We start from the raw sequence: 13,344 nt of genomic DNA, 5'->3' as shown, positions 1-13,344 counted from the left end.
TAATGACTATTTTTAGTAACGATTTGGTTTTAGAATTACCCGATATTAAAAAGCTAGAATTTATAAAAATAAATAAGAACTATTTAAAAGTAATTTTAATTAATGCTTTTTTGTTCTTTACGCCACTTTTTATAGGATTAATTGTAATGCATCAATATGTCTTTACAGCAGAAATCAATGAGTTTATAGTTCCTATCTATGGCATTTTTATAGCTTTTTTTGGGTTCATTATTTGGTATTTATTGCTAAGTTTTACAAAGCGAAAATATGCGTTAAGAGAAAAGGATATTTCTTACAAATCTGGTTTGTTGGTTAGAAAAATAACAACGGTTCCGTTTTCTAGAATTCAGCATGTAGAGACCGATGAAAAATTAATTTCAAGAGTTTTTGGTTTATCTTCTATAAGTGTTTACACAGCAGGTGATAGTAGTGATGATTTGGTAATTAAAGGTATCACAAAAAAAACAGCATTAAAAATTAAGGAATTTATTACCACAAAAATTAATGAATAATTCTTTTGATTTTTCTAACTTTTCGAGACAATCACCAAAAGGAATTTTAGTTATTTATATACATCTAATATATAAATTAATTAAAGTAAGTTGGTTATTGCTTTTATTACTTATTAAAGATTTTTCTAAACTATCTAATCTAGGTGCAAATTACTTGTATCTAAGTTTAACACTGCTATTACTTTTGTTATTAGCTAGAGCGTATTTAACATATAAAAATTTTCAGTTTAAAATAGCCAACGAACATTTTATTTTAAAGCAAGGAATTTTAAAAAAAACCAACACATCCATCCCTTTTCATAGAATTCAGAATATCAATTTTAAACAGAATATTATTCAGCAAATAATAGGTGTATTTGAAGTTAGTATCGAAACTGCGGGGTCAAAAGATACAGAAATTGCAATTAAAGCATTGCCTTTATTAAAAGCAGAAGCTTTAAAAGAATTTGTATCAAAAAAAGCTCAATTTGGGGCAACTGAAATTATTGACTCAGATAAAAAACCATTGGTTAAGATTGGTGTAAAAGAGCTTTTAAAAGTGAGTCTTACTGAAAATCACCTTCAGAATTTAATGATTTTTTTAGCCATTATTATTGGTTTTTTTCAGCAAATAGAGCAAATTGTAGGTAGTTTAGGTAGAACAGAAGCTTTAGACGGTTTAATAGTAGAAAGTAAAAATGCGCTCTCTGCAAGTTTTTTCTTTATACTTATTTTGTTCATTTTTTTAACAATAGTAGCTTTACTAAGTTCTTTTGTTAAAGTGTTTTTAGTACATTTTAATTTAACAGCTTATTTAACAGATGATTCTTTTGAAATTAGTCAAGGACTATTTACAAAAAAATCAATTGTTTTAAAAAAACAAAAAATTCAAAATATTACCATTTCTACTAATCCATTAAAAAAACTCATTGGTATTTCTTTCATCACATTTAAACAAGTCCTTAGCGGAAGGGTTAACGTAAAAAAAGATAAATTAATACGCTTAGTGGGATGTAAGAAAGCACAAATTGCTAGTATAAAAGCAAGTCTTTTTAATGTAACTGAACTAGAAAATGGAGAAAGAAAATATCCTAATTCTTATTACAAACGTAGAATTTTCACATTTTCTTTTTTGTTTACAATTGGCATGTATGCAGTTTTATTTCTGATCTCCTCTCAAGTAGAAATTTTTTACTCTACTATTTTAGTTTTTCCTATTATCACGTTTTTAGTCCTTAAAAAAGTAAAAAAACGCTTTTATAAAATAACAGATACTATGTTATTAGTTGGCAGCGGATTATTAGAAACACACTTAACTTATTTAGAAATTTTTAAAGTTCAAAATATAAAAATGAAGCAAACTTTTTTTCAAAAAAAAAGTGATGTTGCAGATATTGTTTTGCAAACTGCATCAGGAAAAATTAATATTCCTTGTATTCGTTTTGAGGATGCCATTAAAATTTATAACCACACTTTATATAAAGTAGAAAATAGTAAGACTTCATGGATGTAAAGAGTTTTATAAATGCGGCACGCTTACGAACGTTGCCTTTGTCTGTATCTGGAATTATTGTTGGTAGTATTTTAGGAAATCAAGTATCTGAAAATACGGCAGCTATCAATAATCAGCCAAGCATTTTAGCATCAAGTATTTTTTGGTTAGCAATTTTTACCACAATTGGTTTTCAAGTGCTTTCAAATTTTGCAAATGATTATGGAGACGGCATAAAAGGTTCCGATAAGAATAGAACAGGCGAAGCAAGAATGGTTTCATCCGGCTTAATTACGCCTAAACAAATGAAATTAGCTATGATTATAACTACAATAATTACGTTAATAATTGCTTTGTTATTAATTTATGTTGCTTTTGGCAGTGAGAATTTTGGCTATTCTTTTTTATTCTTCGGATTAGGAATTGCTTCAATTGCAGCAGCAATTAAATATACGGTTGGCAATTCAGCTTATGGTTATAGCGGCTTTGGTGATGTTTTTGTTTTTGTATTCTTCGGATTGTTAAGTGTTGTTGGTAGCTATTTTTTGTATACTAAAAACATCAATTTCGAAATATTTTTACCCGCAATTTCTATCGGATTGTTAAGCACAGCTGTTTTAAATTTAAATAATTTAAGAGATCAAACAGAAGATCAAAAAAATAATAAAAATACTTTAGTTGTTAAACTAGGGAACGAAAAAGCTAAAAAATATCATTATTTTTTAATTTTTGGCGCATTAGTTATGGCGTTAATTTTTGTTTTTTTAGATTTTACATCGGTTTACCAACTTGTTTTTTTAGTTGCTTTTATTCCGTTGATTAAAAATATGAAAACGGTTGCTCAAAATAAAATTCCAGCAGAATTAGACAGCGAATTAAAAAAAGTGGCTTTAAGTACTTTTTTGTTTGCAATTCTTTTTGGAATAGGTCAAATTTTTTAAATATCATTTATGAAAACAATAAAAATAATTTTAGGAATTATAACGGCTATTGTAGTTGTTTTTTTTGCAACGGGTTTGTTGATAAAAGAAACTAGTTACACAACACAAGTTACTGTAAATAAACCTGTAAAAGAAGTATTTGAAACATTTAGCAATTCAGAAAACATAAAAGAATGGATTCCAGAAATAAAATCTTTCGAAGTTATTAACGAAAATATTGGAAAAATAGGAAGCAGTTATAAAATGGTGATTGAAAATCAAGGTCAAGAAATTGCAATGACGCAAAAAGTAATTGCCTACGTTAAAAATGAAAAGTTAACCTTGTTTTTTGATGCTGAAAATATGCTAAAAAGAGACGATTATATTTTTACAGAAAAAGAAGGAAATACTATCATCACTTTAAATACGAGTTGCCAAAGTGAATCTTTTTTAATGGCTTGTATGTTTCCTTATTTTAAAGGCACTTTCGAAAAACAAGACCAATCGTATTTGAATAATTTAAAAGCGTTTATTGAAGAAAATAAGTCTTCAGTTGACAGTTTTCAATAATCGTTTTTGTTCTTTTTATTTTCAAAAAAAGTTTTAAAAATTAACTTTTACTTCGGTCAATTATTAAAACTATATAAATTTAAAACACCTTTTTAAAGTGATACAAGCTACTTATAAAAAATACACTCTTAATTTTAAAAATCCAAGCGGAACATCGCGTGGAGTTTTGAAAACAAAAGAAACTTGGTTTATCCTTTTAGAAGAAAATGATAAAAATGGAATTGGAGAAACTGGTTTGTTTCGAGGTTTAAGTATAGACGACGTTCCTAACTACGAAGAAAAATTAAGCTGGGTTTGTAAGAATATTAATCTTGGTTTAGAAAATTTAGTGTCAGAAGTTATTGACTTTCCGTCAATTCAATTTGGTTTAGAACAAGCATTTTTATCACTCAAAAGTGATGATAAATTTGAGTTATTTCCATCAGAATTTACAAAAGGAAACGAGGCTATTGCTATAAATGGTTTAATTTGGATGGGCGAGAAGCAGTTTATGAAAGATCAAATAAAAGAAAAACTAAAAACAGGTTTTTCTTGCATCAAAATGAAAATTGGTGCTATTGATTTTGATGCAGAAATTGAGTTGTTAAAATCCATCAGAAAAGAATTTTCATCCAACGAAATCGAATTAAGAGTGGATGCAAATGGTGCTTTTAATCCGAAGAATGCGCTAGAAAAATTAGAACGACTATCGGCATTAGAAATCCATTCTATAGAACAACCCATAAAACAAGGGCAAGTTCAAGAAATGGCAGCATTGTGTGCAAAAACACCATTGCCAATTGCGTTAGATGAAGAATTAATAGGGGTTTTTAAATCGGAAGAAAAAAAGGAATTATTACAAACTATACAACCGCAATTTATCATTTTAAAACCAAGTTTAATTGGTGGTTTTGCAGGCAGCCAAGAATGGATTAATTTAGCAAAACAAAATTGTTGTGATTGGTGGATTACATCTGCATTAGAAAGCAATATTGGGCTGAATGCAATTGCACAATTTACCTATACTTTAAAAAGTAATTTACCACAAGGTTTAGGAACTGGCGGTTTGTTTACAAACAATTTTGAAAGCCCTTTACAGGTTAAAAACGGAACATTAATTTATAATAGAACGTTAAATTGGAACTTTAATTTAAAGTAGTTTTTGTTTAAATTAATATTAGATAAAAGAAAAAATGAATTATATACAACAAGCTTTTAAAGGAAATAATGAATGGTATCATTGGATATTTACTATCATCATAGTTTTTATAGGATGGCAAATTTTAGGGGTAATTCCTTTAGTAATGACGGCTTTTGCTTCTACAGAAAATATGACTGAGTTTGCAAATGCTGCTGCAGATAATTTTATGACCCTAGGCATCAACAAAAATTTATTTTTATTTTTAATGCTTTTTATGTTTGCTGTAGGATTGGTTTTTTTACTAATTGGTATTAAATATATTCATAAAAGAACCATAACATCTTTAGTAACTAGTAGAAAAAAAATTGATTGGAAACGGTTTTTGTTTGGATTTTTAAGCTGGGGTATTTTGGTTGTAGTGCTCTCTGTAATTGGTATTTATTTAGCTCTAGAAAATTATACGTTTAATTTTAACGCAAAACCATTTTTTATTTTAGTAGCAATTTCCATAGTATTTATTCCCTTGCAAACAAGTTTAGAGGAGTTGTTGTTTAGAGGCTATTTTATGCAAGGTTTAGGCGTTTTAGCAAAAAATAAATGGGTTCCTTTAGTTATAACTTCGGTTTGTTTTGGTTTATTACATGGCGCAAATCCTGAGGTTCAAAAATTGGGAAGCATACTTATGGTTTTTTATATTGGAACAGGTTTTTTTTACGGAATTACAACTTTAATGGACGAAGGCACAGAGTTAGCGCTTGGTTTACACGCAGCAAATAATATGATTGCAGCATTTTTAGTAACTACAGATTGGATGGTTTTTCAAACAGATGCGTTATTTATTGATACATCAGAACCTTCGGTAACTTGGGAAATGTTTATTCCGGTTTTTGTTCTATATCCTTTAATTTTATGGATGTTTTCCAAAAAATATGGCTGGAATAATTGGATAGAAAAATTAACAGGTAAAGTTGAAAAACCTTTAAGTTTAAAAGAAAATTATAGAGTTTTAGATGAAATCGGATCAGATTAAATTTCATAAAAGTTTTCAATTAAATGGATATTCATTTACTTCTGTAGCTGAAATATTAGCGTATACAAAAGGTTTTTCTGATGAAATTCATCAATTTTTAGAAAGTTGGTTTTCTTCGGATAAATGCATATCAGTGCAAACTTCTGGTTCTACAGGAACACCAAAATCAATTTTATTAAAAAAAGAGTTTGTAGTAAATTCTGCGGTTGCAACAGGACTTTATTTTGATTTACAAGAAAATACAACTGCTTTACTGTGTTTGCCAACAGTATATATTGCTGGTAAATTAATGCTGATAAGAGCCATTACTTTAGGTTGGCATTTAGATGTTGTAGCACCAAATTCTTATCCTTTAGAAAAAGTTGATAAAATGTACGATTTTTCTGCGATGGTGCCGTTACAATTAGAAAATTCCATTTCTAAACTCTCTAAAATAAAGACATTGATAGTTGGTGGAGGAGTAGTTTCAAAAGAATTGAAAACTAAAATTCAAGATGTTTCTACTGTCATTTTTGCAACCTATGGAATGACAGAAACCATTACTCATATTGCAGTCAAAAAATTAAATAATTTTTCATCATCGAAGCGAATAATCACGAAACAGTCATTTTATAAAACGTTGCCAAATGTAACAATTTACATAGATGATAGAAATTGTTTGGTTATTAACGCGCCAAAAGTTTCGGATGAAATTATTTTTACAAATGATGTAGTTCAGTTGATTTCCGACACGCAATTTGAATGGTTAGGCCGTTTTGATACTGTTATTAATTCTGGCGGAATTAAATTACATCCAGAGAAAATAGAGGAGAAGTTATCCGAAATAATTACACGTCGTTTTTTTGTTGCCGGAATTCCTGACCAAAAATTAGGCGAAAAATTAGTTTTGATTATTGAGGCAGATAATTACAATAACTTTGATTTTCAATTGTTTATAAAAAAAGAAATTTTAAATTTAAAATCAATATCAAAATTTGAAACTCCGAAAGAAATTTATTTTGTAACTCATTTTATAGAAACAGGCACAAAAAAAATCCAACGAAATAAAACATTAGATTTATTAAAATTATAAGAGATTGTTTTTTACTGAAACATGAATTCTAGCGTCAAAACGTCTATAAAACCATCGGCTAAAAGATCATTCTTTTCTTCAAATTTTTTAATTGCTTCTAAGGTTTCTATTCTATAAACACCATCTTTCTGTATTTTGTAACCGAGTACTATTAATCGTTTTTGAACTTCATAAATAATGGCATTTTTTTCGCCTTTGTATAAATTAACTTTAGGATCAAAGAGGTTTTTTATTTTATCGAAATTCAATTTTTTATTATATGAGTCTAAATCGAGACCATTTTCTTCTATAAATTGTACCTCTTTATTAGAGAGTCCTTTTTCTTTTAATTGTAAAGAATTTTCAAGTATCGTTTCGTAATACTTTATTTTTGCTAATTTTTTAGCGTACCCATCAACCGCAATTTTAGTTTTATTCGTATCCTCTTCTGGCGTTCTTACATCAATTTCATTTGCAGACCATTGCAACATTACGTAACCGTCTAAATTTGAGACAGCTTGATAATAATTTAAAACAAGTTCTTGATTGTAATAAGCTACATCTAAATTTTTGGCTGTTTTGTAATTTATTTCAGGAGAATTATATCTTTTGTATTGACTGTATTTTACATAACCAACTAAGCCAGCTATAATTAAAAGTATAAAAATTATTAGTTGTTTCATGTTATAGTTAGGGTTAATTATTAGCACAAATGTAGTAAAAGTTTATAAACTGTTGTTTGCTAAAATTTCACGGTAAATAAAAATATATTTTAATTTAACAAAGAATATTAAAAGCCTTGAGCAATTTTTTCAAGTTCTTTTTTATTTAAAATGGTAATATCTTTACCAATAAAATCAATAATTTTTTCTTTTTTTAATTCAGATAGTAAACGAATAGCAGACGCGGTTGCTGTGCCAATTATATTTGCAATATCTTCTCTAGAAAGTTGAATATTTATAGCGGCATCTGTATTTAAGCCAAATCTTTCTAATAAATGTAAAAGTGTATCCGCTAATCTTTGTTTTACACTTTTTTGAGCCATATCAACAATAAGGTTATCAGCATTTTTTAATGAATTTGCCATTGTTTTTAAAACATCTAATGTAAAATTAGGGTTTTTTTCAAGGTCTTTTATAATTTCTTCTTTTGGGATAAAACACACTTCCATGTCACTTAAAGCAGTTGCTGTAAGGTTAGAAATCTCATCAGAAATTAAACTTCTTTCGCCTAACATGCTTCCTTGTTGTATTAAACTTATAATCTGGTTTCTACCGTTTTCACTCATTTTAGAAACTTTACATACACCATCTCTAATACAAAAAACACCGTTTAAATATTCTCCTTCCTTAAAAATAACTTCTCCTTTTTTAATAATTTTAGAAGTTTTACATGCAGATATCTTTATCAATTCGTCTTTAGTAAGTGTTTTTAAAGAATTAAATTGACGTACAATACATTGTTCACATTTGTTCATTTTCGGGAATATTTGATTTTCAAATGTATAATAAAGCTGATAAATATCATATTTTAAAACCAATTCTTATTGGAGATTTGTTGTAGGCAAACGAGTAAATATGAAAACTACACATTGTTATCACTGTGGGGATTCTTGTAATGATACAAATATAAAGGTAGAAGAGAAATTTTTCTGCTGTAATGGTTGTAAAACAGTTTTTGAAATTTTTTCTGAAAATGATTTAACATGTTATTATGATTTTCAAGAAAATCCAGGAGCAATTCCGATAGAAATTCAGGGCAAATATGATTTTTTAAATAATAAACAAATCATTGAAAAACTATTAGATTTTAATGACGGAAACATCCAAATAGCTACTTTTTATATTCCGCACATCCATTGTAGTTCTTGCATTTGGATTTTAGAGAATTTACATAAATTAAATGCAAAAATTACGGCATCACAAGTTGATTTTCCTAAAAAAACAGTAAGAATTACATTTAATTCAGAAACCATTTCTTTAAAGGATATTGTGTTGTTATTAAGTTCAATTGGGTATGAGCCATATATAAGTTTAGAAGATTATGAAACGGGCAAAAAGAAAGTTGATAGAAGTTTAATTTATAAACTAGGAATTGCAGGTTTTGCTTTTGGTAATGTTATGTTTTTGTCGTTTCCAGAATATTTTGAAGTTTCAGAATTTTGGTTAGAGCAGTATAAATATATTTTTAGAGGATTGATGTTTTTCTTTTCATTACCAGTTGTTTTTTATGCTGCAAATGATTACTTTATATCTGCTTATAAAGGTTTACGTTCAAAGATTTTAAATATTGATGTGCCAATTGCACTGGGCGTTTCAGTACTTTTTATTAGAAGTACTGTTGAAATTATTCTTGATTTAGGAACTGGTTTTTTTGACAGTTTAACCGGTTTGGTTTTCTTTTTACTTTTAGGAAAATACTTTCAACAAAAAACATACAATTTCTTGTCTTTTGAAAGGGATTATAAATCGTACTTTCCTATTGCAGTTACTAGAATTGTAGCAAATCAAAAAGAGGAAAATGTACAAATTTATGAAGTTGAAAAAGGAGACCGATTATTAATAAGAAATCAAGAATTAATTCCGGTTGATGGAATCCTTATCAACGGAAATGCGCAAATTGATTACAGTTTTGTAACCGGTGAAGCCGCGCCGGTTGCTAAAAAATCTGGGGATAAATTATTCGCTGGCGGTAAACAACTTTCTGGTGTACTAGAGATGGAGGTTTTGTCTTCGGTTTCTCAAAGTTATTTAACGCAGCTTTGGAGTAACGATGTTTTTGCAAAAGACAAAGCATCATACTTTAAAACAGCAACCGATACAATTAGTAAAAATTTTACCCTATTTGTGTTATCCGTTGCATTTTTAGCAACTGCCTATTGGCTGTATTTTGATTCATCAAAAGCACTGAATGTCTTTACAGCTGTGCTAATTATTGCTTGTCCGTGTGCAATTGCATTGGCCGCTCCTTTTGCTTTAGGAAACCTTTTAAGAATTTTTGGAAAGAAAAAATTCTACTTAAAAAATGCTACGGTAATAGAAAAACTAGCCAGTATAGATTCAATTATTTTTGATAAAACAGGCACATTAACAACTAATAAAGAAAACACAGTTTCTTATGCGGGAATTGAGTTAAACAATCAAGAAAAAATAATTTTAAAAAGTTCTTTAAGAGCTTCCAACCATCCTTTAAGTAGAAGTATCTACAATAGTTTTGCCGAAGTAGAAACGTTAGAAGTTTCTAATTATAATGAAATTATTGGACAAGGAATAGAAGCAGGTTATAAAGAGCAAAAATTAAAATTAGGTTCGGCTTCGTTTGTTAAAAATGATCAAGATATATTTTCTTTAGATACTTCTGTTCACATCAGTTTTAACGATGCGTATAAAGGTAAATTCACATTCAAAAACACCTATAGAAAAGGAGTGAAGCCGCTTTTTAATTCATTAAAGAACAACTACGACTTGGCAGTGGTTTCTGGTGACAACGAAGGTGAAAAAGAATTTCTACAAGAAAATCTTCCAAAGGAAACAGTCTTAATATTCAATCAAAAACCCGAAGATAAATTAGAGGTTGTTGCTAGTTTTCAAAAAGAAAATAAAAAAGTTGCGATGATTGGCGATGGTTTAAATGATGCCGGAGCGCTTGCAAAAAGTGATGTTGGTATTTCCTTATCAGAAAATATTAACGTGTTTTCTCCTGCTTGCGATGCTATTTTAGATGCTTCTCAGTTTCATCAAATTGAAGAATTTTTAAAAGCATCTAAAAAAGGAATTACCATTATAAAACAGAGCTTTTTACTATCACTTTGTTACAATATTGTTGGCTTATATTTTGCTGTAGTTGGTGATTTAATGCCTGTAATTGCAGCAATATTAATGCCTTTAAGTTCAATAAGTATCGTGATTTTTACAACAATTTCAACCAATTTAATCGGTAAAAAAATAAAATAAATAGTATGAAAGTAGCCTCATTTTTAGAAGACATTAAATTTAATACATTAAAACCAGCTGTTACATTGCTGTTAGATACAGATTTTTCGAAAGAAATAAGAGTTGTATTTAAAAAAGGTCAAGTAATGGAAGATCATCAAGCGCCATTTGCAATTGTTGTTCAGGTGATAAAAGGAAACATCGATTTTGGTGTAAATGATGAAATAAAACAACTTAAGACAGGCGATTTAGTTGCTTTAAAACCACATATAGTTCATAATTTAACAGCAACAGAAGATAGTGTTGTACGATTAACTTTGTCAAAATCAGATTCTGTAAAAAGAGTAAAAAACGTATAATAAATTTTTTGGAAAGACTGTTTTTTCTTAATTGTAGAAACGACTTTAAAAAAGCGGAACTAGAAAAAATCAATTAATATGAGTGTACATATTGGAGCAAAAAAAGGAGAAATAGCAGAAACTGTTTTATTGCCAGGAGATCCTATGAGAGCAAAATGGATTGCAGATACTTTTTTAAAAGATGTTTTTTTGTATAATGATGTACGCGGAATGTTAGGTTTTACAGGCACTTATAAAGGTAAAAGTATTTCTGTACAAGGAACGGGAATGGGCATTCCTTCTACGTTAATCTACTGCCACGAACTTATTAATGAATACGGAGTAAAAAATTTAATTAGAGTGGGTTCTGCAGGTTCATATCAAAAAGAAGTAAAAATTAGAGATATTATTTTAGCGATGTCGGCTTCCACAAATTCTGGGTTAAATACCATCCGTTTTAACGGTGCAGATTATGCGCCAACGGCAAGTTTTACTTTATTTCAAAAAGCAATTGAAGTAGCAAAAGAGAAGAAAATTCCTTTAAAAGCAGGTGGAATTTTAAGTTCTGATGAGTTTTATGCAGACGATTTTGAAAGCTATAAAAAATGGGCAGAATACGGTGTTTTGTGTGTAGAGATGGAAACTTCTGGCTTGTACACACTTGCTGCAAAATACAATGTAAATGCATTATCAATCTTAACAATTTCTGATAGTTTGGTAACTAAAGAAAGAACCACAACCGAAGAAAGAGAGCAAACCTTTAAAGAAATGATAGAAATTGCTTTAGAATTGGCATAATTGGCTATCAGTTTTAGCAATTTTATTAAAGAATAAAACAAAATTGTACCCAGAACATATGAAATCACTAGTACAGAAATATAATATTCCCGGACCAAGATATACCAGTTATCCAACAGTTCCTTTTTGGGATAAAGCAACTTTTACAAAAGAAAAATGGATTCAAACTTTTAAAAACTCGTTTACAGAAAGCAATCGTACAGAAGGCATAAGTGTATATATTCATTTACCGTTTTGTGAAAGTTTGTGTACATTTTGTGCATGCCATAAACACATTACAAAACGTCATGAAGTTGAAGAAGAATATATTAAAACTGTTTTAAAAGAATGGCAATTATATACAAATTTGGTCGATGAAAAACCAATTATAAAAGAATTACACTTAGGTGGGGGAACGCCTACTTTTTTTTCGAAAGAAAATTTAAAATTTTTAATTGATGGCTTGTTAAAATATGCAAAAAAACATCAAGCATCCGAATTTAGTTTTGAAGGCCATCCAAATAATACAACCAAAGAACAATTACAAACGTTGTTTGATGTAGGTTTTACAAGAGTAAGTTTTGGGGTGCAAGATTACAACGAAAAAGTTCAGGAAGCTATTCATAGAATTCAACCTTTTGAAGCAGTAAAAAACGTTACAAATTGGGCTAGAGAAATTGGTTACACTTCTGTAAGTCACGATTTAATTTTCGGGCTGCCACATCAAACTAAAGAAAACGTAATTTATAGTATTAATAAAACTAAAGAATTACAACCAGACAGAATATCTTTTTACAGTTATGCGCATGTTCCTTGGATAAAAGGTGTAGGTCAAAGAGGTTTTAATGAAAAAGATTTGCCCAAAAATGAAGAAAAAAGAGAACTCTATGAAATAGGAAAAGAACTTTTTTATGAATTAGGATACGAAGAAATTGGTATGGATCATTTTGCATTGAAAACAGATAGTTTGTATTTGGCAACGATTAACAAAACATTGCATAGAAATTTCATGGGGTACACAGCTAACAAAACCAAATTAATGATTGGTTTAGGAATGTCTGCAATTTCTGATTCTTGGTACGGATTTGCCCAAAATGTAAAGACGGTAAAGGAATATCAGCAGCTTGTAAATTTGGGAGAAATTCCTGTTTTTAGAGGTCATGTTTTATCCGAAGAAGATAAAATTATAAGAAAGCATATTTTAAACATTATGTGCAATTTTTACACTTCGTGGGAAGAAGAATCAACTAAAATAAAAAATATTGATGCTCATTTAAGCTTATTACAAGAAATGCAAAATGACGGTTTGGTAATAATTGAGGGCGCTTCCTTGTCAGTTCCAGATTCAGCGAGAGCTTATGTTAGAAATATATGCATGGCTTTTGATAAAAAATTGCAACAAAAACAACCAGAAACGAAGTTGTTTTCAATGACAATCTAGTTATATTTAAACGTGGTTTTTAAGTAATTTAGATTATGATTTATATCATATTTAGTCTCTAATACATTGATTATATTTGAAGTATAAAATTATAAAAAAAATATTTAAAATAAAATTATGACTATTTTACACTATTAAATTTTAGAAAAAGAAAGCGTAAAGTTTAAGTATCTCTCCCTATT

13 protein-coding genes are annotated in these 13,344 nt (G+C 28.9%); 11 read left to right on the top strand and 2 right to left on the bottom strand.

Annotation, left to right across the window (positions count from 1 at the left end; all coding sequences use genetic code 11):
• Window positions 1-2 precede the first annotated feature (2 nt).
• From BTO16_RS05395 to BTO16_RS05365, 7 genes are all read left to right on the top strand, one after another.
• Complete coding sequence (locus BTO16_RS05395) at window positions 3-512, top strand: PH domain-containing protein (RefSeq protein ID WP_105020611.1); 510 nt, start codon at window positions 3-5, stop codon at window positions 510-512.
• A complete protein-coding gene (locus BTO16_RS05390; RefSeq protein WP_105020610.1) occupies window positions 505-2,004 on the top strand; it encodes a PH domain-containing protein in 1,500 nt (499 codons plus the stop codon). The genes BTO16_RS05395 and BTO16_RS05390 overlap by 8 nt, the downstream gene beginning before the upstream one ends.
• The gene (menA, locus tag BTO16_RS05385; RefSeq protein WP_105020609.1) at window positions 1,995-2,924 is read left to right on the top strand and encodes a 1,4-dihydroxy-2-naphthoate octaprenyltransferase; all 930 of its coding nucleotides are present in this window, start codon (window positions 1,995-1,997) and stop codon (window positions 2,922-2,924) included. Before BTO16_RS05390 ends, menA begins: the two co-directional genes overlap by 10 nt.
• Window positions 2,925-2,933: 9 nt before the next feature.
• On the top strand, window positions 2,934-3,473 hold the full coding sequence (locus BTO16_RS05380) for an SRPBCC family protein (protein WP_105020608.1): 540 nt from the start codon (window positions 2,934-2,936) through the stop codon (window positions 3,471-3,473).
• A gap of 97 nt (window positions 3,474-3,570) precedes the next feature.
• Window positions 3,571-4,611: an o-succinylbenzoate synthase gene (locus BTO16_RS05375; RefSeq protein WP_105020607.1), complete on the top strand. Its 1,041-nt coding sequence runs from the start codon at window positions 3,571-3,573 to the stop codon at window positions 4,609-4,611.
• A 34-nt stretch (window positions 4,612-4,645) separates the two neighbouring features.
• Entirely contained in the window at window positions 4,646-5,623 is a 978-nt protein-coding gene (locus BTO16_RS05370) for a CPBP family intramembrane glutamic endopeptidase (RefSeq protein ID WP_105020606.1), read from the top strand.
• Window positions 5,604-6,695: an AMP-binding protein gene (locus BTO16_RS05365; RefSeq protein ID WP_105020605.1), complete on the top strand. Its 1,092-nt coding sequence runs from the start codon at window positions 5,604-5,606 to the stop codon at window positions 6,693-6,695. Before BTO16_RS05370 ends, BTO16_RS05365 begins: the two co-directional genes overlap by 20 nt.
• Before the next feature lie 11 nt (window positions 6,696-6,706).
• Here the strand turns inward: BTO16_RS05365 and BTO16_RS05360 are convergent, their stop codons facing one another.
• Window positions 6,707-7,357, bottom strand: a complete 651-nt coding sequence (locus BTO16_RS05360; protein ID WP_105020604.1) for a peptidoglycan-binding domain-containing protein — start codon at window positions 7,355-7,357, stop codon at window positions 6,707-6,709.
• A 107-nt stretch (window positions 7,358-7,464) separates the two neighbouring features.
• On the bottom strand, window positions 7,465-8,151 hold the full coding sequence (locus BTO16_RS05355; protein WP_105020603.1) for a Crp/Fnr family transcriptional regulator: 687 nt from the start codon (window positions 8,149-8,151) through the stop codon (window positions 7,465-7,467).
• A 100-nt stretch (window positions 8,152-8,251) separates the two neighbouring features.
• Between BTO16_RS05355 and BTO16_RS05350 the strand changes: the two genes are divergently transcribed.
• From BTO16_RS05350 to hemN, 4 genes are all read left to right on the top strand, one after another.
• A complete protein-coding gene (locus BTO16_RS05350; RefSeq protein ID WP_105020602.1) occupies window positions 8,252-10,627 on the top strand; it encodes a heavy metal translocating P-type ATPase in 2,376 nt (791 codons plus the stop codon).
• 5 nt (window positions 10,628-10,632) lie between these two features.
• Window positions 10,633-10,965, top strand: a complete 333-nt coding sequence (locus BTO16_RS05345) for a cupin domain-containing protein (protein WP_105020601.1) — start codon at window positions 10,633-10,635, stop codon at window positions 10,963-10,965.
• 78 nt (window positions 10,966-11,043) lie between these two features.
• Window positions 11,044-11,742, top strand: coding sequence for a purine-nucleoside phosphorylase (deoD, locus tag BTO16_RS05340; protein WP_105020600.1), 699 nt, complete (start codon window positions 11,044-11,046; stop codon window positions 11,740-11,742).
• A 58-nt stretch (window positions 11,743-11,800) separates the two neighbouring features.
• Window positions 11,801-13,162 (top strand): oxygen-independent coproporphyrinogen III oxidase, encoded by a 1,362-nt coding sequence (gene hemN, locus BTO16_RS05335; RefSeq protein ID WP_105020599.1) that lies wholly within the window; start codon window positions 11,801-11,803, stop codon window positions 13,160-13,162.
• The last annotated feature ends 182 nt before the right edge of the window (window positions 13,163-13,344 follow it).

This window comes from Polaribacter glomeratus (genome assembly GCF_002954665.1).
GTDB classification, from domain to species: Bacteria; Bacteroidota; Bacteroidia; order Flavobacteriales; family Flavobacteriaceae; genus Polaribacter; species Polaribacter glomeratus.
This window is presented reverse-complemented; position numbering and strand designations above follow the sequence as displayed.